Annotated in this window: 27 protein-coding genes, 1 tRNA gene and 1 pseudogene; 10 read left to right on the plus strand and 19 right to left on the minus strand. The window is 44.3% G+C overall.

The genetic code is table 11. The features are described from left to right. Positions 1-8: 8 nt before the first annotated feature. On the minus strand, positions 9-1106 hold the full coding sequence (gene queG, locus JaK3_RS09145) for a tRNA epoxyqueuosine(34) reductase QueG (protein ID WP_068323961.1): 1098 nt from the start codon (positions 1104-1106) through the stop codon (positions 9-11). A gap of 43 nt (positions 1107-1149) precedes the next feature. On the opposite strand from queG, the gene tsaE reads away from it, so the two are divergent. The 5 genes from tsaE to JaK3_RS09170 all read left to right on the plus strand — a co-directional run bounded on the left by tsaE (position 1150) and on the right by JaK3_RS09170 (position 5274). After that, positions 1150-1683 carry a tRNA (adenosine(37)-N6)-threonylcarbamoyltransferase complex ATPase subunit type 1 TsaE gene (tsaE, locus tag JaK3_RS09150; RefSeq protein ID WP_068323964.1) on the plus strand — a complete coding sequence of 178 codons (534 nt, stop codon included), beginning with the start codon at positions 1150-1152 and terminating at the stop codon, positions 1681-1683. A 17-nt stretch (positions 1684-1700) separates the two neighbouring features. Beyond that, positions 1701-3047, plus strand: coding sequence for an N-acetylmuramoyl-L-alanine amidase (locus tag JaK3_RS09155; protein WP_068323967.1), 1347 nt, complete (start codon positions 1701-1703; stop codon positions 3045-3047). A gap of 87 nt (positions 3048-3134) precedes the next feature. Beyond that, a tRNA-Lys gene (locus JaK3_RS09160) sits at positions 3135-3210 on the plus strand. A gap of 157 nt (positions 3211-3367) precedes the next feature. Further along, positions 3368-4750 carry a tyrosine-type recombinase/integrase gene (locus tag JaK3_RS09165; protein ID WP_068323970.1) on the plus strand — a complete coding sequence of 461 codons (1383 nt, stop codon included), beginning with the start codon at positions 3368-3370 and terminating at the stop codon, positions 4748-4750. Between the two features lie 50 nt (positions 4751-4800). Next, on the plus strand, positions 4801-5274 hold the full coding sequence (locus JaK3_RS09170) for a hypothetical protein (protein WP_068323973.1): 474 nt from the start codon (positions 4801-4803) through the stop codon (positions 5272-5274). 3 nt (positions 5275-5277) lie between these two features. Here the strand turns inward: JaK3_RS09170 and JaK3_RS09175 are convergent, their stop codons facing one another. Further along, positions 5278-5700: a hypothetical protein gene (locus tag JaK3_RS09175; protein ID WP_068323976.1), complete on the minus strand. Its 423-nt coding sequence runs from the start codon at positions 5698-5700 to the stop codon at positions 5278-5280. Positions 5701-5717: 17 nt separating this feature from the next. Continuing rightward, complete coding sequence (locus JaK3_RS09180; RefSeq protein WP_068323979.1) at positions 5718-6173, minus strand: hypothetical protein; 456 nt, start codon at positions 6171-6173, stop codon at positions 5718-5720. Between the two features lie 158 nt (positions 6174-6331). Here JaK3_RS09180 and JaK3_RS09185 point away from each other — a divergent pair, with 158 nt between their 5' ends. Continuing rightward, positions 6332-7225, plus strand: coding sequence for a hypothetical protein (locus JaK3_RS09185; RefSeq protein WP_068323982.1), 894 nt, complete (start codon positions 6332-6334; stop codon positions 7223-7225). Positions 7226-7228: 3 nt separating this feature from the next. Here JaK3_RS09185 and JaK3_RS09190 read toward each other — a convergent pair whose 3' ends face one another. Further along, the gene (locus tag JaK3_RS09190; protein ID WP_068323985.1) at positions 7229-7795 is read right to left on the minus strand and encodes a tyrosine-type recombinase/integrase; all 567 of its coding nucleotides are present in this window, start codon (positions 7793-7795) and stop codon (positions 7229-7231) included. A 334-nt stretch (positions 7796-8129) separates the two neighbouring features. Between JaK3_RS09190 and JaK3_RS09195 the strand changes: the two genes are divergently transcribed. Further along, a complete protein-coding gene (locus JaK3_RS09195) occupies positions 8130-9458 on the plus strand; it encodes a hypothetical protein (RefSeq protein ID WP_150114254.1) in 1329 nt (442 codons plus the stop codon). 558 nt (positions 9459-10016) lie between these two features. Here JaK3_RS09195 and JaK3_RS09200 read toward each other — a convergent pair. After that, a complete protein-coding gene (locus JaK3_RS09200; protein ID WP_068323991.1) occupies positions 10017-10355 on the minus strand; it encodes a hypothetical protein in 339 nt (112 codons plus the stop codon). Between the two features lie 133 nt (positions 10356-10488). On the opposite strand from JaK3_RS09200, the gene JaK3_RS09205 reads away from it, so the two are divergent. From JaK3_RS09205 to JaK3_RS09215, 3 genes are all read left to right on the plus strand, one after another. Then, positions 10489-10929: a DUF6641 family protein gene (locus tag JaK3_RS09205; protein WP_068323994.1), complete on the plus strand. Its 441-nt coding sequence runs from the start codon at positions 10489-10491 to the stop codon at positions 10927-10929. 90 nt (positions 10930-11019) lie between these two features. Then, positions 11020-11385 carry a DUF6876 family protein gene (locus JaK3_RS09210; protein WP_068323996.1) on the plus strand — a complete coding sequence of 122 codons (366 nt, stop codon included), beginning with the start codon at positions 11020-11022 and terminating at the stop codon, positions 11383-11385. A gap of 11 nt (positions 11386-11396) precedes the next feature. Further along, positions 11397-11774, plus strand: coding sequence for a hypothetical protein (locus JaK3_RS09215; protein WP_161484711.1), 378 nt, complete (start codon positions 11397-11399; stop codon positions 11772-11774). 79 nt (positions 11775-11853) lie between these two features. Here the strand turns inward: JaK3_RS09215 and JaK3_RS09220 are convergent, their stop codons facing one another. The 14 genes and pseudogenes from JaK3_RS09220 to JaK3_RS09285 all read right to left on the minus strand — a co-directional run bounded on the left by JaK3_RS09220 (position 11854) and on the right by JaK3_RS09285 (position 21376). Beyond that, positions 11854-12108: a hypothetical protein gene (locus tag JaK3_RS09220; protein ID WP_150114256.1), complete on the minus strand. Its 255-nt coding sequence runs from the start codon at positions 12106-12108 to the stop codon at positions 11854-11856. Between the two features lie 96 nt (positions 12109-12204). Next, on the minus strand, positions 12205-12477 hold the full coding sequence (locus JaK3_RS09225; RefSeq protein ID WP_068324014.1) for a hypothetical protein: 273 nt from the start codon (positions 12475-12477) through the stop codon (positions 12205-12207). An 86-nt stretch (positions 12478-12563) separates the two neighbouring features. Continuing rightward, positions 12564-12800, minus strand: a complete 237-nt coding sequence (locus tag JaK3_RS09230) for a DUF2789 domain-containing protein (RefSeq protein WP_068324016.1) — start codon at positions 12798-12800, stop codon at positions 12564-12566. Further along, on the minus strand, positions 12800-15151 hold the full coding sequence (locus JaK3_RS09235) for a heavy metal translocating P-type ATPase (RefSeq protein ID WP_068324018.1): 2352 nt from the start codon (positions 15149-15151) through the stop codon (positions 12800-12802). The genes JaK3_RS09230 and JaK3_RS09235 overlap by 1 nt, the downstream gene beginning before the upstream one ends. A 14-nt stretch (positions 15152-15165) precedes the next feature. Continuing rightward, positions 15166-15672 carry a TPM domain-containing protein gene (locus JaK3_RS09240; protein ID WP_068324620.1) on the minus strand — a complete coding sequence of 169 codons (507 nt, stop codon included), beginning with the start codon at positions 15670-15672 and terminating at the stop codon, positions 15166-15168. 2 nt (positions 15673-15674) lie between these two features. Further along, a complete protein-coding gene (locus JaK3_RS09245) occupies positions 15675-16544 on the minus strand; it encodes a TPM domain-containing protein (RefSeq protein ID WP_068324019.1) in 870 nt (289 codons plus the stop codon). 5 nt (positions 16545-16549) lie between these two features. Beyond that, a complete protein-coding gene (locus tag JaK3_RS09250) occupies positions 16550-17152 on the minus strand; it encodes a LemA family protein (protein WP_068324021.1) in 603 nt (200 codons plus the stop codon). A 96-nt stretch (positions 17153-17248) separates the two neighbouring features. Next, positions 17249-17839 (minus strand): annotated as a pseudogene (locus tag JaK3_RS09255) (methyltransferase family protein). After that, positions 17839-18078: a DUF2933 domain-containing protein gene (locus JaK3_RS09260; protein WP_068324023.1), complete on the minus strand. Its 240-nt coding sequence runs from the start codon at positions 18076-18078 to the stop codon at positions 17839-17841. Before JaK3_RS09260 ends, JaK3_RS09255 begins: the two are co-directional and overlap by 1 nt. A gap of 31 nt (positions 18079-18109) precedes the next feature. After that, positions 18110-18370 carry a heavy-metal-associated domain-containing protein gene (locus JaK3_RS09265; protein WP_068324025.1) on the minus strand — a complete coding sequence of 87 codons (261 nt, stop codon included), beginning with the start codon at positions 18368-18370 and terminating at the stop codon, positions 18110-18112. Then, positions 18357-18680 carry a copper-binding protein gene (locus JaK3_RS09270; RefSeq protein WP_068324027.1) on the minus strand — a complete coding sequence of 108 codons (324 nt, stop codon included), beginning with the start codon at positions 18678-18680 and terminating at the stop codon, positions 18357-18359. The genes JaK3_RS09265 and JaK3_RS09270 overlap by 14 nt, the downstream gene beginning before the upstream one ends. Positions 18681-18688: 8 nt before the next feature. Then, positions 18689-19156: a DUF411 domain-containing protein gene (locus JaK3_RS09275; RefSeq protein ID WP_150114258.1), complete on the minus strand. Its 468-nt coding sequence runs from the start codon at positions 19154-19156 to the stop codon at positions 18689-18691. Continuing rightward, positions 19137-19697, minus strand: coding sequence for a cupredoxin domain-containing protein (locus JaK3_RS09280; RefSeq protein ID WP_082786437.1), 561 nt, complete (start codon positions 19695-19697; stop codon positions 19137-19139). Before JaK3_RS09280 ends, JaK3_RS09275 begins: the two co-directional genes overlap by 20 nt. Before the next feature lie 266 nt (positions 19698-19963). Further along, positions 19964-21376: a multicopper oxidase family protein gene (locus JaK3_RS09285; RefSeq protein ID WP_068324030.1), complete on the minus strand. Its 1413-nt coding sequence runs from the start codon at positions 21374-21376 to the stop codon at positions 19964-19966. Between the last annotated feature and the right edge of the window lie 4 nt (positions 21377-21380).

Genomic DNA, 21380 nt, shown 5'->3' on the forward strand with positions numbered 1-21380 from the left:
GTGAATATTTATGCTGACTGCGCATGTTGACCTAAGGCCCACTCAATGTGCTCAGCCACTAAAGGATCGGCACTAGGAAGTGCTGCGTTTAGCGCTTCAGTAATTGCGCCCTTCTCAAGCCCGCTAGCCAAAGCATTGCCCATGGCTACTGCTAGATTACGGCGCCAACGGCTGTAACCGATTCTGCGAATGGCACTACCTTCATGGCGTTGCTCAAACTCCGCTTCAGTCCAGGACCAAAGTTGCAATAGGGTCGCCTGCCCTAAACCGTGACGTCTTGCAAAATCAGGTAGCTCTGTTCGTTTGGCAAACTTATTCCATGGGCAAATGAGTTGGCAGTCATCGCAGCCATACACGCGATTACCCATAGCTTGTCGAAACTCCACAGGAATAGCGTCAGGGTTTTCAATCGTTAAGTAAGAGATACATCTTCTCGCATCGAGTTGATAAGGCGCAGTGATAGCTTGTGTAGGACATATATCTATACAGGATGTACAGGTACCACAGCGCTCTTCAACTTCTTCATCAATGGGTAGTGGTACATCCACCAAGATCTCACCCAAGAAGAATGTGGATCCTGATTCTCGATTGAGTAGGAGCGTATGTTTGCCACGCCAGCCTAAGCCTGCTTTGCGAGCCAGCTCTACTTCCATGAGCGGTGCGGAATCTGTAAACACGCGATAGCCTAATTTGCCGATACGCTCTTCAATCAGCTGGGCAAATTCTTGTAAGCGGTTACGCAGCACCTTGTGATAATCGCGCCCTCTGGCATACATCGATACGACTGCTTGCGTAGGATCTTCTAGTCGTTGCCACTCAGCATCAAAATCGGTTTCTGGCGGGAGGTAGTTCATCGAGACACAAATAACACGCACCGTACCAGGAACTAAAAGCTCGGGATTAGCGCGCAATTCTGCATGGCGCTGCATGTATTCCATTTGACCGTGGCGACCTTCAGCCAACCACTCTTTCAAGCGTTCGGTCGCAGGACCTAAATGGGTGTCGGTAATGCGTAAGCCATCAAACCCCAAAGCCATAGCCTGGGTATTGAGCCAATCGCGCAGATTGGGCTCATCCAAGGTTTGAGGGCTGGTAGGTAAAGGCATATGGAATACAGAATGTATCTTAATAATTGAATAAACTAGGGGAATGGCTCAAACACAGGTAATCCAGACCCCGCTCACTGCAATTGATCTCTATTGTAGGCAGGAAGCCGACACTGCCTCTCTTGCAAAGCAGCTAGCCGCTAGTTTTGAGCGCTTTCTAACTAAGCAGCCAAGCTCGCATCTCAATATCTCCCTAGAGGGCGATCTCGGCGCTGGTAAAACGACCTTTTCGAGATACCTCATTCAGACAATGGGTCATGAGGGCAAAGTGAAGAGCCCGACCTATACCTTGTGTGAACCTTACTCCCTACAACTAAAAGATCACGCAATCACTATTCACCATTTTGATTTGTATCGCATGCGCGATCCACTGGAATGGAAAGAAGCTGGATTTGCAGAACACTTTGACGTTCCAGGCATTTGCTTAATTGAATGGCCAGAAAAAGCTGAAGGCACTTTGCCAGGTTTTGATATTCAAATTCAGTTAGTAGCAGGAGCAGATGAAAACGAACGCACTATTAAGATCAATGCAATCACTGAATCTGGAAAAATGGCATTACAAGAGATTCGACAATAGTCATTCGCTATTAATACATGAGCAATCAGAAAACCAATCTCTCGAAAAGACAAACTCTCAAGACTTCAGCGAAGTTCTTGAGCTTTGCTCTATTGCTCACTGAGGTTGATATTGCCTGGGGCGCCAAGATATTAGGCGTACGCGTATGGCCTTCCGAGGACTACACCCGCGTAACCCTGGAATCCGATACACCGCTACCGATTACGCAGCAGATTCTGACTAATCCAGATCGCTTGGTAGTTGATGTGCAGGGGCTGGAACTCAATCCCACACTCAAAGATTTAGTTGCCAAAGTAAAACCCAATGACCCTTACATCTCGCAAGTTCGAGTAGGGCAATTTCAGCCAGGCATTGTGCGTTTGGTGTTTGACTTAAAAGAACCCATCAAGCCACAACTCTTTACTCTTGATCCAGTAGCTGAGTACAACTACCGCATGGTGTTTGACTTGTACCCTACTACACCACCAGATCCTTTAATGGCTTTAGTGAGAAGCAGTGCTAAAAAAGAAACTGCTCTTGAGAAATCCAACGAAGAGATCGATTTAATTGCGCAGTTCGCGACCAAGAAAGAAAAAGAGCTTGCCAAGGTTCCGGCAGCTCCTGTTGCCCAAGCCATACCTGAAACCAAAGAGTTGCCAGCGCCTGCCAAATACAAGCGCTTAATCACCATTGCGATTGATCCTGGGCATGGCGGCGAGGATCCTGGCGCCATTGGTGCAGCAGGCTCCAAGGAAAAACATGTTGTTCTCGCAATTGCTAAGCGACTCAAAGATAAGATTGAAGGCGAAGCGTATATGCGTCCCTTCTTGACTAGAGATGGCGATTACTTTGTGCCTCTACATGTCCGAGTACAAAAAGCACGCCGTGTTGAAGCAGATCTCTTTGTATCGATTCATGCAGATGCATTCATCGAACGAAATGCTAGAGGCGCTTCCGTCTTTGCACTTTCGCAAATGGGTGCTAGTAGTACCACCGCTCGCTGGATGGCCAATAAAGAGAATGCCTCCGATCTCATCGGTGGCATCAATATCAAGACGCAAGATAGGCAGGTTGCCAACTTACTTCTAGATATGTCGACCACTGCTCAGATTAAAGATTCCCTGCAGGTGGGTAATTCGATCTTGAAGCAAATCGGTGGATTTGCAGCCCTACATAAACCGAAGGTAGAGCAAGCCAGTTTTGCGGTTTTAAAGGCCCCAGACATCCCCTCAATCCTCGTAGAAACCGCTTTTATTAGCAATCCACAGGAAGAGGCCCGCCTAAACGATGACAGCTACCAGGATCGCATCGCAGAGGCGATTTTGAGGGGAATTAAGGAGTATTTTTCCAAAAATCCACCGGTCGCCAGACGGGTGAATTCATAAGCGACTTGTAACTACAAGGGCTGAGAGGCAGACCCCGAAAACCCGAGGATGGCCTACAAACTTCTTGCTATAATTTATGGCTTAACTGGGTCGGTAGCTCAGTCGGTAGAGCAGCGGACTTTTAATCCGTTGGTCGCGAGTTCGAATCTCGCCCGACCCACCAGTTATTCGTAGTAGAAACAATGACTTGCTAACCGCAAGTCATTTTTTTTGTCTATTTTTTGCGTAAAAATCAATCGCACACCAATCGCACACTTCAATTATTTGCTTTTCATATCGTAAATTGATATAATAGGGTTACAAACTTAAATCACCCTAGAATGCGCGCCACTGCTGAATCCACCGTCGTTATACGACCCCATGAACTGCGTTTAAAGCGCCGTTCGAATTCCAGCGTCTGGCAGATTCATTACAAAATTGGCTCTAAGAAAACTTGGTTCAGAACGACCAGTAAAACCAGTGATTTAGAGGCCGCAAAACGTGTCGCAGAAGACCTATTTCATGAAGCTCGCGTACTTGAAAAGCGCGGATTATCGGTAGTTAGCAAGAAGTTCAAAGCAGTAGCTCAAGTTGTCAGCGCCAGCTTAAAAGAGCAAGTGAAGGCTGGAACAGGCAAAAAGACCTACGCTGACTACTATCGCGCCATCGATACCTACCTCACCCCCTTCTTTGGCAATCACCATATTGACAACATCACCCCTGCACTCATCTCCGACTTTCATCGCTGGCGCACCGAGAAAGTTGGCTACGAACTTAAAGCTTCTACTCAGAACAATCACAATGCTGCTCTTAATTGCGTATTTGATTACGCCGTTGAAAAAGGCTACATGAGTGAGAGCCAAAGACCCAGCACCAAAAACACAGGAGAAGCTACTGAAGCACGTGGCATCTTTAGCACTGATGAGTTAGTGGAGTTGCAGCAATTCATTCATAAGTGGACCACTGAAGGCAGAGCCTCTAAGTCACGTTATCTTCGCGAGCTACTTGGCCTGTACATTACTTTTATTGCTTGTACCGGCGTTCGTCCTGGCACTGAGACGAAAGAACTCAAGTGGAAGCATATTGAGTTTATTCAAAAGCCTAGTATGCGCGTCATTCATATCACTCTGCCGCAAGGCAAGCGTGGTAGTCGTGAACTGGTTGCTCGTAATGAACTGTGGCCATTGCTAGATAAGCTGCGTGAACTCCAACCTGAATACAAAGACATGACGCTAGAAGAGCTGATTGCCAAGAAAAAAGATAAGCATATCTTCCGTATGCGCGATGGAACTATGCCGTATAACTTGGTTAATGCTTTTGGTGATTGCTTGAGAGAGTCTGGCCTAGATAAGGGCGACAAAGATGGCAAGCCTAGAAGCTTGTATAGCCTGCGTCACTACTACGCTACGCAGCGAGTACTAGAAGGATTGGATTTTGGGCAGCTGGCTAAACAGATGGGCACTTCAATCCTGATGATTGAGCGCCACTATAGCCATTTGAAGCCCTTGATGATTGCCGAGCAGTTAGCAGGCAAGATTCCTGACGATAAAACGGCTCAAGCAGATGAGATTTTGCGTTACATGAACGCTAGCCCAGTACGCAATGATGTGATTAGTTTGGTTGGGGCAAGCACTGGTGTGTATTTGCCCTTGGTTGAAGCCAATGCCAAAGCAACTAAAGAACTTAAAGACGAACTGAATAAAGCATTAGGTAAGGCAGCGTAAATTATGAATACTTCCTACCCAATGCAATACCTCACGGCTATGGTGATCTGATGACCCCATTTATTCAAACCTTCTTTGAACGTAAAGCCAATGCTACTCTCAAGCAAAGCTTAGAGCGAGCCTGTGACTTATCGCACTTCAAGCAAGTAAAGACACGTCTTGAAGCTGGTGAGGATTTAAGCAAAGAACTGCCACAACTCAAAAAGCTATCCAAGAAGGATGCCCTAGTGGCAGTGAAGACTTTGATTAAGCGTTGTGATACAGATTTGAACGACTATTGGACTTTGCCCAAGGCAGCTAAAGCCAAGTTATCAGTCACGCATAAGTCTTATAAGGGTGAGTTGGTACCGCGATTTACCGTCAACTATCAATTTAATACGCAGCTAGGATTGGTGGAAATCAAAGTCACTACACAAGGCAGATACGTATTTGTATCGCCCAGTGCGAAGGATGTAAAAAAGGCCAACATAGAGCTGGCCTTTAGGGATGTTGAAAAACAGTTGAGTTTGGCTGGGTTTGCCTGAATACTAGTTAATAACTGGAATTCCAGCAATCAAGTCTGGAGTTATCCCACCGCTTGCATCAATAGCAGCCTTTTTCACATTTTTCATAAATGAGTCTGGATGCATCAGTTGATACGGCTTATCAAATAAGTAGGCATCGAGTACAAACAGCAAAACGCAATCCTCACAAAAATTAGTCCACTCTTCATTGAACTCATTCACAAGCTTGGGGTGTTTAGAAAAGTGCGCATCCTGAGCCTGCAATTCCTTCTTCAAGAATTGATGCATAAAATGCTTGCCACGTCCTTGATACCATATCGAATCTGGCTGTGTTTCAAACTGATCGGAAATCGATTCAATGTCTTCGATGCTGGTCATGACGACAGTTGAAATGCCTAGATCAGACATTGAGATTGCGCAAGTTTGTTTTTGTGTATTAATTGACATAATTTTCCCCTTTATTCTTAGTTGACGGCCGTGGAAACATTGTCAAAATGATTCGCCTCATGGGCGCCTTCGAAATCGACATCGTAGATATTGCAAAGGCGAATTGGCCCTAGACCCGTCCCTACAGGCAGGTATTCAGCATCATGCTCAAGTTGGGCATAAAAAATTTGCTCTCCCGTCACAAGAGTTTTTATTTTCGATATGCGAACCCAAAAAATTTCCTCAGTTTTACGAAACCAGTTTGCGTGGATTTTTATTTTGATGCCGGGGCGCATCAAATGACTGTTTTTCAAAAGATTAGCTTTATTACTTGAATTACGTAATGGCTGAAGATAATCCACGTCAAGTAATTCGCACAGCTTCATCTGTCCAAGATCATTCACACCAAAAGCGAGATTGCGCGGACAAATCAAAGCCTGGAGCTTATCCTCATCATTGGTGATGTTTTCAAAAAACGATGATATTTTTTTCATTTTGATTCCTTTTATTGGTTGTTTTAAAAATTAAGTAAGTCGATAGTTATGACGAAAACTAGTTGTTTACGCCATGGCACTAATGTCGCATTGACTTGACTATTTCCTATTTGACTGAAATAATTTAAATTAATTTAGTCAACAAAATAAGCATAAAAATGGCAAAAAATCCACTGTCCGTCCTCAAATCGGACTTTCAAAAGGATGGGAAATTCGTAGAAGTGCACCACCTCTATCGATATTGGTTTAATTTTTTAGCTCTTAGCCCCAGCTATGAGTTGGCAAGGCGTTACAGAACCAAGAAAGGTTGCTTAACTAAGGCAGACAAGGATCGATTGCCGGCAGATTTCGAAAAGGTACTTAAGATTTACGATGCCTTTGGTAATGTACAAAAGTATCTTTTTAAGACTTGGTGGGTTGAACGTGGGGTTGATTTGTTTGGCATTGAAGGAGCACCCTCAACAACCGTTCCGATTTATAAATTTGCTGGGGGTGGTAAATCAAACAAGGCTGATGTTAATGAAGCGGTAGTAAGGTATTTAGATGTCACCAGGCCAAAATTGAATTGGCCTCCCGCCCTCTTATTGGCCATTCCAATAGACTCCACAAGACAAAAGGTGCTTAAAGAAGTTAAAGCCCTATTAGATAAGCATATTCAAGCACCGATTGCGCCAACAAAGCCTAAATATGCATTAGCTTCTAAGGGCATTCACATGCAAAACATCATTGATGCAATGAGCGTTCTATATATTCGATCAGCGCGTCCCGATTGGAAGCTTTGGCAAATTGGTGAAGAATGCAAGATCAAAAAGGATAGAAAATCGAGATGCATTAGCTCGGACGCAATTGTAGAATTACGTGCCTTAGAGCAAATGACCTCTCGAAAACTTAAAACCGCTACCTATATTGCTGAGAATGCTGCCCGCGGAATATTTCCATCGCAATCTAAGCCCAAACACTTTGTAAAGTTCGATCCCGTGGAATTTCACCAGATTATTAGTGAAAATAATGCATGGACTAAAAAGGAAAAAACTCGCATCCTCGCACTATAAAAATCAAATTAACTCCACAGCATTGCGAAGCATGTCTGGCCTGGTATCAATGTAGCGCTGCGTAGTGCTCATTTGGCTATGACCAGCTAACTGCATCATTACTCTGACTGATACCCCCTTCTCGCTTAAGCGAGTTAAAAAGCCTCTACGACCACTATGGCTCGTAGCGCCATCATAGCCAGCTTGCTTGTATAAGCCACTGACAATATGCGTTAAGGTATTCGGTGTAAAACCATCGGCACGCAGCGTCTTAAACAAGGGCTTTTTGAGATCAACACAGGGATACTGGGCAATGTACTTGGCAATTGCACCTTGCATACGCTCGGATAATAAGACCACCCTACTTTTACTACCCTTGGTTTGCGTGGCTGATAGCTTTACTTCGCTACGGATCGTGCCATCACTAGCCAATACATCACCATAACGCACCGCTGCTACTTCCCCAATACGCATACCTGCCCAGTGCGTCATTAATAAAATTGTTTGATTACGCAGCCCATGCTTGGTGCTTGCTGCATACGCTAATACCTGCTCTAACTCTTGATCACTTAATGTTCTCGCTTGTGCCATTTGTTTTTCCTCGTTAACAGTATTTACTTAGTTATATTGTGTTTTCAGATCAAAGCAATTCCTACCGATATTGGCAATACCATGGCAAATTGGCGGGTTTTTATGGGGATTTTGGGATGATCAAAAGATCTTCCAAGATTCAATGACTTACAGCTCCTAAAATTTCTCTCAACACTTAATCTGTATTTTGTGTTGAGACCGTAGCTCCTCAAAGATCGTGGCTTAAATGCCACGGCTTTCACCATGAAAACACTACTTTCATTGGGTAAAGTGGCTAAGGTAATATCTATAAGTGTTACTGCAAGTAACACTTTGCCAACAGCGGATGCACTCAATGACTAAACAATTTAAAACAGCCCAAGAACGGGTAGATTTCATAAAACAAGCGTCTGCAGCACGCAACGCAGCAATCGCAGCCCAAGAGTCTAACGAGCCCAAAAAGTCCGCTAAAACCACGCCTAAAAAGCAGCAAAAAGTACTGAGTAAAGCAGCTCAGCTGCGTTTAGAGAAGGAACGTCAAGAAGCAGCGAAATCCAAGGTGGAAAAACTGGCGGAAAGTATTAAAAACCGCAGCACCATTGCTGCCAAGCACAACAGCGTGGTTAAGCAAGTAGCTGCCGTAAAAACTCGCAATACCCCAGTTAAAAAGGCTAGAGTTAATAAAATTCCCAAGGTTAAACAGACTGCACCGATGGATCGCAGTTCAAGTCTTGCTGTCTTTGAAGCGCAAATTGAACAGCGTAACAAAGAGCAGCATCACTTACTTAAACAAGCTGAAACCATCCGCAATCGTCTAGCCCACCTGTCTGATCGTGAAAAAGTCAAAACCACCGAAGGTCTAAGGGACTGCTACGGGATTTATGAGTTTCTCGAAAACAGTAAAGATGGTGACATGCTTTACGACATTATTCGCAGCTATTTCAAAGCCACACTAGAGCCCATCCAAAGCAATACGCCCAATGAAGCGTTACTAGTACGCTTTATCTTTAGCAAGAAGTCTAAAAAGCAAGTCAGTGAGTACGCTACTGTGCTGCGTTATGCACGAGAGACTGGCATTGCCAAGAATGATTTTGTGAAATGGTATGACGAGACAACGCAGACCCGCATACTGGCACTAGCACGCAAGAGCTCCTCAGCCGATAGCCAAGAAAAACTCAAACGCGCCAAGATCGCACTACTGCGCTACTTTGATATTCAAGAAGAATGGCCACTGGGTCATTTTGATTACCCAGAACATCTATCAGCCAAACAAGTCCACTTACCAGATGACTTGATGTTTGTGATTTGTCGTTGTGTACGTAAGTTCAATCGAGATGTGTACTTTGATCCAGAGAACCCCGCTGCTACTCGCGTACCTTTAGCCGAGATCTCGGCACTGCACTTTATTCCACCCAATATTGATCTAACCAACGACTTAATCACCCGTATCGCCAGATCCCTAGTGCCGTACATTGATGAGATTGAAGAGCAAATCAATCAAAAGAGCGAACGTGTATGGGCTAATGACATGACTAGCTTACTCATGGAACGTGAATTAGGATCTGCTTATAAATCAGCTGATCTGTGGGCTAATCGCATGCAAGCGTCTATAGCTGAGGATCAAATCGAGTTTGAGAAGAAACGCAAGAAGATCCAAAAGCTACGTAATCAAGCGCGTAAGTAGGCATAAAAAGGTTGTAAGTACCAAAAAAAAATAGCGCTGCATTTTTTTGTGGTGGAGTACTTATGCTTTCAGGGTGGTGATTTTTAACCCCTATTGATGAAATATAGCCACAAGTTATAGAGCGAACTAAAGTTCGCTAGTGCCGCAGTAATGCTCACTCGCTCTCGCTCACTCACATTACTTTGCACTTATTTTCTATTATTGATTTAAAGCCACTAGCTACGCAGTAGCTAGTGGTGCTGTCTAGTTGATCTAGATTAAGTGAACGAACGACGGCTATAGCAGAAGACCTAAGTCTTGTTGCTATTAACCGCCGTTCCGTATAGTTTTTGATCTGAGTATCGTTTCACTACACGACCGTAACAGAGTTGGTTTGGAGACTGATGTATTAAAACTCCCAGCCGTTTTTACACGTGCTGCTCTGCGGCATCACCTATGAATCACATGCTGTTACGGGCAACATGTGTAGGGCGGGGTCATTAGCCTCATATTACAACCCGCGCTTTTGCCATTTATTAACGAGTGACTTACTCGTACCACGCTATCTAGCTTGAACTTTTAACTGTACTGCGCTGCCTTTCTAATTGCCTGTTTAGTGATATTCATTACTTTGTAGCATCGCCCTTGCGGCATCTTTAACCGCCTATCCACCCTTCTAGCATCCACTACAAACTGATACAAGGTTTGTAGCTGCTCATAACTTAATAAGTAGGCGTGCTGCTTAATTGCCTTGTTTGCCAGCTTTAAAGCCTGGAACACCTCTGGTGTTCCTACGTCTATGTTCTTTAAGCCTATCCCGCTTTCACGAAGCCATTGATTAGTAGTCTGCGTATCAATATGGATCTTGCGTTCTATAGCGTATTGCTTGGGTGTGGGCTTTTTCTTTTTGTATTTCATGAAAGTATTTAGTTCTCTGAACAAGGAATGTCATTTTTTCTTGGTTTATTCGTCCAATATAAAAATACCGGTTGTCCATCCGCATTTACCGACAATATTGTTGTGTTGCCCTATCAACTTTATGGAGAACACGATGGCAACAATCGACAAACTCAAATTCGTAGCAGCTACCAAACCCATCAATCAACCCCCTATCGTCCAGCGTCGCAATAAGCTGAGTAATAAGCTATGGGAACAAATTGAACTGGCTAAATGCCAGCTAAACGGCACGCAGCTAGAAATCAAGAAAGAAAAGACCGTCAAAGCAGCAGACGGCACAGCTAAACGGGTACAAATCAACAAGCGCATTAAGCCTTGGTGGTTTCAAAACAGTGATGGCAAGCTGTGCGTGTCCATACGCTATGGCGCAAAGGTATTAGAACTCAAGCGTGGCATGCCCAGCATCCAAGTAGCTGATTTAGATGGCTTATTAGAAGGCCTAGCAATCATCAAAGCTGAAGTGGAAAAAGGCAGTTTTGATGAAGAAATTGAACTGGCTAGCGGCGCACTCAAAGCCAACTTCAAAACTAAATAATTCCACCAAACGAGTCAAAATCGCAGGGTTTTGACTCGATCACAAGTGTTACTTGCAGTAACACTTTCTTATCGATGAGACATAGTAAAAATGAATACGTCAAAAACCCACGTTTTGAGTCAATTGAGCCAATTTACTGGCACCGAGTACTACTACCCCCTATGGCCTAAAGTCCTACTTACCGATGGTACTAAATATCTCGCAGAAACTGTAGGCTGTTATTGGCTAATGGATGCTATTGCCAGTCACGTCATGCACTTACCCAACAATGAGGGCTTTACTAGCTGTAGTCTGACCTGTGCTAATGCCTCAGGCAATCTAGTTATTACTGATGGCAATGGCAATACCCTAGCCAAACAACGCATCCCATATACAGACTTCCCCTTTGGTGAAATGAGCCTGTATGCCTGCCGCAATGAAGATAAATGGGTGATATTGCTACCCAGCGAATATTAATCAGTTAGATATTGAGCACTAAATACTTGATGCGATTTTTTGAATTTAACTCGATTAAACCCACTGGACCACTCAGCCCAGATCAAGCCCGGATCAAAAGCCTCAAGGATCAAGCTAAACGTGCACAAGCAGCAGTCAAAGCAGAACGTGCAAGGCAGAAGATCCAGACTGGACAGCAAGATCTAGCAAAAGTAGAAAGTACAAAGAAGATGACTTCAAACAGCTATAAAGCGCAATACAAAATGAATAATGCCTACACATCTTGGATGACTGCAGGCACATATGGAAATTTTAATGACGCACTAGCGGCGGCGCTAAGAAAGAAAAAGGCTGGCGCTATTGTGGTAAGAGTTGAGGATAGGAATAAGGTGATTGTTTACTTTTCCTAGGGTTAAATCTTAGCTTCTTAAAAACCAAAATCTAACGATAAAATTATTCTTAAGATTTTTTCGATATCTCCATATTTCGTCATGAGAGCCGTTTTCCCCAAAATTTCAAATTGACAGCGTAGAGCGCACCAATTAAAAAACCAGAAACTGCAAACATTACGAGTCCCGTTAGAAAGCCACTCAGACTCCCATAGATCGGCCATGGCGTTGCTGACTCCAGCTTTACAAGAAATCCATATGGTGGAAAAAGTGCATCAAAAATAGCACAAGCAATGTAGAGCACCCCCATAGTATTTCCAAGAGATAGCCCATGCAGCTTAATAGAATTATTCACAGTAAAACTCCTTTATCAAAGATTTTTTGACTCAATATCAACGCCTGACAAGCAGGTAAAACAGGAATCGCTCTCAAAGCTTGCCAGGGACACCAATTAGCGGTCACGAGTATGGATGTGACGACTCGTATCAGTCGATTTATCTTTCTCATCAGACGGCTTATTACCTTTAATGGGAGGCACATAGCCTTGCTTTTCTTCTACATGGGAATGTGGCTTGGGCTTTGATGTTGCCCCAGACCCATTTACAGAGCTGCCTTGCGGCGTATTTGCAGTGCTAGCCTTATTATCCCCATCGGCAGCAAAAGCACCAGTGGCGCAAATTGAAGCTGCAATAAGAAAAGAAAGTATGATTTTTTGATGATTCATTAAGTGCTCCTTAGGTTGCAAGTGATATAAAAATTAGCTGTATTTAATAGGCATTATTTCCCAACTAATAAGGTTAGGTTTGTAATTTAGCTGACACGTAGATCTTTATTCAGCTGGTCAATAATCTCTGCCCAATCAGCATCCAGCATCAACTCTTCACGAAGCAATGTAGATTGAGAGATCGACCAAAATGGCGCCTCTTCTAAAGCAATAGACTCAGCAAGAGGAGCATGTTTGCCAATAAATTCTTTGATGCTGGCAGGATCAGATGCCAACCCGAGCTGCTCGAACAATTCCGTAAATCGATGAAATGATTTTTCCACTATGACCCCCTTCTTAGACGTAATGCATTGGTAATGACTGAGGCTGAGCTTAAACTCATAGCCAACGCTGCAATTAATGGCGATAGCAGCCACCCAGTAAATGGATAGAGCAGTCCCGCAGCAATCGGAATGCCCATGGCGTTATAGAGGAACGCAAAGACTAAGTTTTGCTTCATATTACCCACGGTATCGTCAGAAAGGGATTTGGCTATCGCAATTCCTCTAAGATCACCCTTAACTAAGGTGATTTGGGCGCTATTCATCGCTACATCAGTTCCGGTACCCATAGCAATACCAACATTGGCTTTTGCTAAGGCTGGTGCATCATTAATGCCATCGCCTGCCATAGCCACAATTCGACCTTCATTTTGAAGACGGGTCACTAGCTCTAGCTTATCTGCTGGCTTTACCTCACCATAAACCTCCTGAATCCCAAGCCTCTTACCTACAGACTTAGCGGTCGTTAATCCATCCCCAGTCGCCATCACAATTCGCATACCCGCATCCCCTAGGATCTGCAATGCTTCAGGCGTAGTAGCCTTAATTGGATCTGATACAGCCAACAGGCCAGCGAGCTTGCCATCAATAGCCAGATGCATCACGCTAGCGCCTTCAGATCGCAATTCCTCAGCCTGTGGTTTGAGGATGTCAACAGACACTCCCAGCTTATCCATCAGGGCCGTATTACCCAACGCCAAATGAAGTGAGGCGATACTGCCTTGAACGCCAATACCAGAGCTAGACTCAAAGTTTTCAGGTTTTTCGAGCGTTAGATTTTTCTCTCTTGCAGCCCGAACAATGGCGTCAGCAAGAGGATGCTCGCTGCCCTGATCAAGACTTGCGGCTAATCTTAAAATTTCATCGCCGATAAAACCAGGAGCTGCAATAACCTTATCAAAAATCGGCTTACCCTCGGTTAAGGTGCCAGTTTTATCAATAATCAGCGTATTCACTTTGCGTAAATTCTCAATCGCAGCGGCATCACGAAACAAAATACCCTTTGTTGCTCCTTTACCAGTAGCAACCATGATGGACATCGGCGTAGCAAGACCCAGTGCACACGGACAGGCGATGATCAATACTGATACCGCATTAATAAGACCGAAGACCCAACTCGGCTGAGGACCAAAAAAGCCCCATACCAACAAAGTCATGACCGCTATAGCTACAACAGTTACAACAAAGTAACCAGCAACAATATCTGCCATACGCTGCATAGGCGCTCTCGAGCGTTGAGCCTGAGCAACCATTTGCACAATTTGCGCCAACATTGTTGATGATCCAACCCGTTCTGCTTTAATGATTAAGGCTCCATTGGTATTCATAGTGGCGCCAATGACACGATCTCCTATGCGCTTACTAACTGGTAAAGGCTCGCCAGTGAGCATGGATTCATCTAGCGCACTAGCCCCTTCAACAATGACGCCATCCACTGGCACTTTTTCACCTGGGCGAACTCGTAATAAATCTTCAATGTGGACATTGGTTAAGGGAATATCTTCCTCCGTTCCATCCGCTTTAATTCTTCTGGCCGTCTTGGGAGCCAATCCTAATAAAGATTTAATCGCAGCAGAAGTTTGGGAGCGTGCCTTGAGCTCCAAAACCTGACCTAGCAGGGTCAAGGAAATAATGACTGCGGCAGCTTCAAAATAAACCCCAATCCGCCCCATTGACATAAAGGACACTGGGAAAATCTCAGGCGCTACAGTGGCGACAACGCTATATAAGAATGCAGCGCCCGTTCCAAGACCGATCAATGTCCACATATTGGGACTGCGATTGACAATAGATTGCCAACCTCGATGAAAGAATGGCCAGCCCGCCCATAAAACAATCGGCAAGGAGAGAACTAATTCAACCCAAGTTTGGACTTGAGACTCCAGCAGATTTAATTGATGGCCAAACATGGCAAGGACCGTGACAACCACTGTTAAGGGTAATGTCCACCAAAAACGTCTTTGGAAATCAATCAACTCTGGGTTTTCCTCTTCTTCCAACTCGGGAAGCAATTGCTCTAAACTCATCCCGCAAATTGGGCAATTGCCAGGATGGTCTTGCCTAATTTGGGGGTGCATTGGACAGGTATAAATTGTGCCCGCTACTGGTTCCGGAACGGGCGCACTCTTTACGCCCTCATTAAGATATTTTGCGGGAGAGCTCACAAATTTTTCTTTGCACCCATTACTGCAAAAGTAATACATGATGTCTTTTAGCGAGTAACTGTGCTTAGATTGATTCGTTACTGCCATACCGCAAACAGGATCCTTTAGCGCATCTGCCCCTGATGAATGTTCATGATGAGCGTGGTCATGACTAGGCTCATGGTGGTGGGTTTGATTGCTACCGCTCATTATTAAATCCTTGTTTATTTGATACCCAATAAAACTGGCTCATTGGCAATTTCATTTTTTGATGCAGCTGATTTAGGAAAGTGCTCCTGCAATACTTTACTTACCAATTCGATGCCTGACAAAGCCCCAGCTCTATATTGATTTCTTGCAAACTTAGACTCCATCTCACGACAGATAACATCCCATGTGCTTACGTCTGCACTTGCATAAATGCCCCTGTCAGAGACTATTTCTACAGCGTGATCAGCCAATAAAACATAAATTAGCACCCCATTATTGTGCTCGGTGTCCCAAATTTTTAAGTTTGCAAAGACTTCGATTGCACGATCTCTAGGGCTGAAGTTTTTTAATAAAGCAGGCACTTCCAGAGCGCCCTCAACAGCAAAGCAGATTTGGCCTGAGTGCTTATTCTCACTATCGCCAATCGCCTTGGTTATTGCAGCTAAATCGGCTTTGGAAAAGCATTGGCCTACCTTGCGACTATGAGAGCAGAGATGTTTGATAAATCGACTAAGACTCATATCTACCATCTCCCCGAGGATCCACCACCACCAAAACCACCGCCGCCGCCGCTAAATCCACCCCCACCACCGCCTCCACCGCTACTGCTGTAACCACCAAAGCCACGCCTACCAATCCCAATCCCAAGTAAAGAGATAAGGAGTCCGGCTACTCCAGCAAAGATCACCATGGAGATAGCGCCAAAAATAAACCACGCCATAACAGCTACAAAACCACCGGTTACAAGGGAGCCTGGCAATCTTCCCAATATCGATCTAAGTATGTGACCCAAAACCAAGGCAACAATAAAGATGATTGGCAATGATTGGCGAATGTCATCCTCCCCTATTGACCTATCTTGAATTGGTTGTGGCAATGCTTCGCCATCAATGACACCAATAACGGCATCAACTCCAGCAGTAATGCCCCCATAAAAATCCTGCTGCTTAAAGCGAGGAACAATTACCTGATCAATGATGCGCTTGCTAGTGGCGTCAGTTAATGCCCCTTCTAAGCCATAACCAACCTCAATCCGCAGTTTTCTATCGGATTTGGCAATAATGAGGATGACGCCATCATCAATTTTTTTACGTCCGATTTTCCATTGATCGGCCACCCTAATTGCGAATTGCTCAATTGATTCAGGCTGCGTAGATGGCACTATCAATACTGCAAACTGGCTACCTTTTCTTGCCTCAAAGTTTCTTAAGGTTTGATCAAGCGCACCAATCTCGCTTGCTGTCAGAGTTTCCGTTTGATCGATAACTCGGCCCGATAGAAGCGGAATAGCCTGCTGAGCCAGTGAAAATTGCGGCAGGCTCAGCAGCGTTAATACCGACAGTGCAACCAATGCTCGCTTGAGCAAATTGGAGAAGCATCCCAAGGCAGACATATTGATTATTTTGCGGCAGGAGTATCAAATGACACGCTAGGAGGTGTAGCTAACTCCTTCTCATTTTCAACTGTGAAATTTGCTTTAGCCTTGTAGCCAAAAATCATAGCAGTCAAATTTGATGGAAATGAGCGAATCGTAACGTTGTACTCTTGCACCGATTTAATGTATCGATTACGAGCAACTGTAATGCGATTCTCAGTTCCTTCTAGTTGGGCTTGCAAATCTCTAAAACCTTGGTTTGCCCGCAAACTTGGATAATTCTCAGAAACCACCAACAGTCTTGATAAGGCAGAGGTTAGCTGCCCTTGAGCTTGCTGGAACTTCTGGAAGGCCTCAGGGTTATTGACTAACTCAGGCGTTGCCTGGATTGATGTTGCCTTAGCTCTTGCCTCCACAACCTTGGTGAGGGTGTCTTGCTCAAATTTCGCCTCGCCCTTAACCGTGCTTACTAAATTTGGAATGAGATCAGCTCTGCGCTGATACTGGTTTAATACTTCAGACCAACTAGAAATAACCTGCTCATCTTGAGACTGAATTTGGTTATACCCACATCCAGATAACAGTACCGTTAGCAGTGCTAAGGCACCAATGAGATATTTACGCATTTATTACTCCTTCATTAAATTAAATTACTCAACTACAGTAAAGCCCATTAGTGACAATTAGAAATTGGGGATAAAGCGTGGGGTTTTTGCAGCATATTAATCATAGACACCCCCAAACTGAGCTTGCATTTCTTTTTCCTCGGTAATCGATAAGCGTCCGTACATCCACAATAAAACTGGAAACATTAATAACGTTAGTAACGTAGGCCATTGAAATAAAAACCCAAGCAAGATCATCACAAAGGCAACATATTGAGGGTGACGAATCTTGGCATAAGGCCCTGTAGTCGCCAGCTCTTTGCGTCTTTGAGCGTGATACAAAACATTCCAAGAGCTTGAGAGCAAATAAAACCCATACCCAAGAAATACATAGCTAGCAATGTGAAGCACACCAAAATGTGGATCGCCCTTCTCCCCAGTCAACGTTGACCACAAATGTCCCGAGTTATGACTAAAAACATCAAGCCCCGGAAACTTGGTTTGCAGCCATCCCGACATGAGATATATGGTCAACGGAAATCCATACATCTCAACAAAGAGCGCAACAATAAAGGCTGAGAAAGCGCCAAAAGTTCACCAATCTCTAGAAGTGTTGGGCTTGAAGAAACTAAAAGCGAACATAATAAAAATGGCTGAATTGAGCACTACTAAGAGCCATAAACCATAAGCGTTATTAGCTGTTTCCATCATTTACCATCCTTCTTATTCACATCTGCATTTTCCTGTTCATGTCCATGCCCATGGTGCATGAACATATGCATGAGAGGGCAAGCTAACAATAGTAAGAATGGTAAGGCTGCTATCGTATGAGCATAGTGCTCTTTTAATAAAAAGTAAGCTGCTATCGCACCAATCACCAGGTACCCAATTGAATATTTAGAGCCCCAAAACTTGGGTGGGGTCGGATTTTCTAGATTGTTTTCCATGATCTTTTTCCTCAAATATGATTAAGTTGACTTACCCGCAACAGCAACCACCCGATTTTTTCTGCGGCGTCTGGATGCTGCCGTCTAAATCCAACGATGATGGATAACCCTCTTCATTTAACGCATGGATCAAATCGTCTGATTTAAAACTTCTACGCTGTAGATGGACTTTCCCACTTTGCAGATCCACGTTGATATCAGAAACCCCTTCTAATGACTCAAGCGCCTTAGTGACATGCTTTACACAGGATCCACAAGTCATCCCGCCTACATTTAAATTAATTTGACTCATTCTCATTTCCCTTTTTAATTTCCGTCACATAGAGCTTTCCACCTTCGCTAGCCGCAACAAACTTCACAGAATCACCTGTCTTTAGACCGCTGAGCATAGATTTATTTTTTACATTAAAAATCATGGTCATTGGCGGCATATCTAAATTCTTAATTTCCTCATGACGAATAGTGATTTTTGCCTGCTCCAAATCTACCTTGCGAACTTGTCCAGTGGTATAAGCTCCATCTACTTGTGCGCTAACTTGATGAGTCAAGATTACACCTGCAAATAAGAAAAGAACACTCAAATATTGTTTAAATTTACTCATATGAACTCCTAACGATAAGATTGATAAACCTGGGATTGGCCATTTTTTGAAATAAGCAATACGTCATATGGATCTTTTCTAGAGCCATATTCAGGGCCATCCATCCCTGGCGAACCCATTGGCATTGCAGGAACGGCAATTCCGACCGCTTTGGGTTTTTCTGCCAACAATCGTTTGATTTCTCTTGCTGGCACATGCCCTTCAATAACGTAACCCTCAATTACAGCGGTATGACAAGATCCAAATTGAATTGGCATACCCATTCTCTTTCTAATCTCGTCATTGCCATCGCTATTCACTTTTGTGGCAAAACCATTTTTCTCAACGTAGGCAATCCAATCTTTGCAGCACCCGCAAGTAGGACTCTTCCATATGGTTATTAATGGCTTCCCAGATCCGGCGTACGATGCAAAGGGCATCAACATTAGGCCAAAAGATAGCGCCCTTCTTCCTAAATTAATGTTGGTGTGAGTCATGGCTATCTCCTTGTTTTGCTGGCGTAGCAGTTTTAGTACCACCAACTGAAACCACCCCCTTCATCCCTGCATCGTAATGACCAGGTTGTAAGCAGGCAAACTGCACTTTTCCAGACTTAGTAAATTGCCAAATAATTTCACCTGATTTTCCAGGCGCCAAGGTAATCATATTTGGTTCGGCATGCTCCATTTCTGGATGCTTCATCATCTGCTGGTAATGCTCTTTGAGATCTTGATCTGTTCCTAGCACCATTTCATGTTTGGTTTTGCCCAGATTCTTTACGACAAAATGGATCGTTTCACCTTGTTTAACGTTAATGTTGCTAGGATTAAATTTCATATCATCAGTCATACTCACCCTAACCGTCCGACTGATATTTTTAGCAAGACCAGGCTGGCCTATGGCCGAGCTTTCACTTCCATGTTGATGACCACCGCCTGCACCATGATCGTGCGCCATTGCTCCCATGCCACCCATTCCAGCGCCAGAAGCTCCTCCATGCATCTTGTCATGCATAGCCTTGCACTGATCAGCACTCATTTCGGGATGCATCTTTTGGCACATTGCAACCCTTTGTTCGGGTGACATTTTTGCCATGTTGTCATGCATAGACTTGCACTGATCAAGACTCATTTCAGGATGCATTTTTTGGCACATCGATGCCATTTGATCTTGATTCATCGCTCCCTGCCCCATCATACCCATTCCACCAGACTGCATTGAGCCCTGTGCAAATACTAAGCTAGAGGCGGCGATTGAAATTGCTGCTAATGTAAATTGAATTTTTTTCATTTTGGTTTCCTTTATTAATGTCCAGAATGTCCGTTAGGTTTTCTTACCTGCACTTCTATTTCTTTTGTAGAACTGGTTTTATTGGAGCCATCGGCTTTTCCTAAATTAGATTGGGTTGGGGCCGACGGTAGCGGCCCTTTGTAGATTTCTGCCACTGTCCCTGCTGGATGTTTGTACCAGCCTGAGTCTTGATAATCCCCAGGCTTTTGATCTTTACGCACTTTCAGTACGCTAAACATCCCTCCCATTTCCACAGAACCGAAAGGTCCCATACCAGTCATCATGCGAGCAGTGTTATCCGGTATTGGCATCTCCATCTCGGACATATCACCCATGCCACGCTCACCCATCACCATATAGTCCGGTATGAGGCTATTGATCTTTTTACCAACCCCTCGATGATCAACACCAATCATGGTTGGAAGGTTATGTCCCATAGCATTCATGGTGTGATGGCTCTTGTGGCAATGAAGCGCCCAATCCCCTTCTTCATCAGCAATAAACTCAATTTGCCGCATTTGCCCAACTGCTATATCGGTTGTCACTTCAGGCCAACGAGCCGTTTTAGGTACGGGACCACCATCCGTTCCCGTTACAGAAAACTCATGACCGTGTAGATGGATTGGGTGATTGGTCATCGTCAAATTACCGACCCGAATTCTGACTTTGTCGTTTAAAGCGACATTCAAAGAGTCGATTCCTGGAAAAACCCGACTATTCCAGCTCCAAATATTGAAATCAACCATCGTTGCAACTTTTGGCGTGTAACTGCCAGGATCAATGTCATAGGAGCTTAGTAAAAAGCAAAAGTCTCTATTAACATCATCAATTAATGGATTCTTTTCTTTAGGGTGAGTAATCCACATACCCATCATTCCCATAGCCATTTGAGTCATTTCATCGGCATGTGGGTGATACATGAACGTACCAGGACGACGGGCGACAAACTCGTACATAAAGGTTTTCCCAGGCGGAATACCCTTTTGAGTTAAACCCGTCACACCATCCATTCCGTTTGGAAGCCGTTGGCCATGCCAATGCACTGAGGTTTGTTCAGGCAATCGATTGGTAACAAATATTCTGACTCGGTCCCCCTCTACCACCTCAATCGTAGGTCCTGGACTTTGGCCGTTATATCCCCATAGGTGCGCCTTAAAACCTGGTGCCATTTCACGCACGACAGGCTCGGCAACCAAATGAAACTCCTTAACGCCCTCGTTCATTCTCCAAGGCAATGTCCAGCCATTTAAAGTCACAACAGGGTTGTAAGGTCTGCCAGTGCTTGGGGTCAATGGTGGCATCGTATTGGTGTTCACTTGAGTCACTATCTCAGGCACACCAGATAATGCATATCGACCTACGGCTGCGGCAGCAACGGCGCCACCAGCAATTCCTGCATATTTAAAAAACTCTCTTCTTGAACTCATAATT

The organism is Polynucleobacter yangtzensis (assembly GCF_001595965.1).
Lineage (GTDB): Bacteria > Pseudomonadota > Gammaproteobacteria > Burkholderiales > Burkholderiaceae > Polynucleobacter > Polynucleobacter yangtzensis.

Bases quoted from the DNA above. Each gene is read 5' to 3' on its own strand.
- queG (WP_068323961.1), bottom strand. From the start codon at position 1,106: ATGCCTTTACCTACCAGCCCTCAAACCTTGGATGAGCCCAATCTGCGC.
- tsaE (WP_068323964.1), top strand. From the start codon at position 1,150: ATGGCTCAAACACAGGTAATCCAGACCCCGCTCACTGCAATTGATCTC.
- JaK3_RS09155 (WP_068323967.1), top strand. From the start codon at position 1,701: ATGAGCAATCAGAAAACCAATCTCTCGAAAAGACAAACTCTCAAGACT.
- JaK3_RS09165 (WP_068323970.1), top strand. From the start codon at position 3,368: ATGCGCGCCACTGCTGAATCCACCGTCGTTATACGACCCCATGAACTG.
- JaK3_RS09170 (WP_068323973.1), top strand. From the start codon at position 4,801: ATGACCCCATTTATTCAAACCTTCTTTGAACGTAAAGCCAATGCTACT.
- JaK3_RS09175 (WP_068323976.1), bottom strand. From the start codon at position 5,700: ATGTCAATTAATACACAAAAACAAACTTGCGCAATCTCAATGTCTGAT.
- JaK3_RS09180 (WP_068323979.1), bottom strand. From the start codon at position 6,173: ATGAAAAAAATATCATCGTTTTTTGAAAACATCACCAATGATGAGGAT.
- JaK3_RS09185 (WP_068323982.1), top strand. From the start codon at position 6,332: ATGGCAAAAAATCCACTGTCCGTCCTCAAATCGGACTTTCAAAAGGAT.
- JaK3_RS09190 (WP_068323985.1), bottom strand. From the start codon at position 7,795: ATGGCACAAGCGAGAACATTAAGTGATCAAGAGTTAGAGCAGGTATTA.
- JaK3_RS09195 (WP_150114254.1), top strand. From the start codon at position 8,130: ATGACTAAACAATTTAAAACAGCCCAAGAACGGGTAGATTTCATAAAA.
- JaK3_RS09200 (WP_068323991.1), bottom strand. From the start codon at position 10,355: ATGAAATACAAAAAGAAAAAGCCCACACCCAAGCAATACGCTATAGAA.
- JaK3_RS09205 (WP_068323994.1), top strand. From the start codon at position 10,489: ATGGCAACAATCGACAAACTCAAATTCGTAGCAGCTACCAAACCCATC.
- JaK3_RS09210 (WP_068323996.1), top strand. From the start codon at position 11,020: ATGAATACGTCAAAAACCCACGTTTTGAGTCAATTGAGCCAATTTACT.
- JaK3_RS09225 (WP_068324014.1), bottom strand. From the start codon at position 12,477: ATGAATCATCAAAAAATCATACTTTCTTTTCTTATTGCAGCTTCAATT.
- JaK3_RS09235 (WP_068324018.1), bottom strand. From the start codon at position 15,151: ATGAGCGGTAGCAATCAAACCCACCACCATGAGCCTAGTCATGACCAC.
- JaK3_RS09240 (WP_068324620.1), bottom strand. From the start codon at position 15,672: ATGAGTCTTAGTCGATTTATCAAACATCTCTGCTCTCATAGTCGCAAG.
- JaK3_RS09245 (WP_068324019.1), bottom strand. From the start codon at position 16,544: ATGTCTGCCTTGGGATGCTTCTCCAATTTGCTCAAGCGAGCATTGGTT.
- JaK3_RS09250 (WP_068324021.1), bottom strand. From the start codon at position 17,152: ATGCGTAAATATCTCATTGGTGCCTTAGCACTGCTAACGGTACTGTTA.
- JaK3_RS09260 (WP_068324023.1), bottom strand. From the start codon at position 18,078: ATGGAAAACAATCTAGAAAATCCGACCCCACCCAAGTTTTGGGGCTCT.
- JaK3_RS09265 (WP_068324025.1), bottom strand. From the start codon at position 18,370: ATGAGTCAAATTAATTTAAATGTAGGCGGGATGACTTGTGGATCCTGT.
- JaK3_RS09270 (WP_068324027.1), bottom strand. From the start codon at position 18,680: ATGAGTAAATTTAAACAATATTTGAGTGTTCTTTTCTTATTTGCAGGT.
- JaK3_RS09275 (WP_150114258.1), bottom strand. From the start codon at position 19,156: ATGACTCACACCAACATTAATTTAGGAAGAAGGGCGCTATCTTTTGGC.
- JaK3_RS09280 (WP_082786437.1), bottom strand. From the start codon at position 19,697: ATGAGTGCTGATCAGTGCAAGGCTATGCATGACAAGATGCATGGAGGA.
- JaK3_RS09285 (WP_068324030.1), bottom strand. From the start codon at position 21,376: ATGAGTTCAAGAAGAGAGTTTTTTAAATATGCAGGAATTGCTGGTGGC.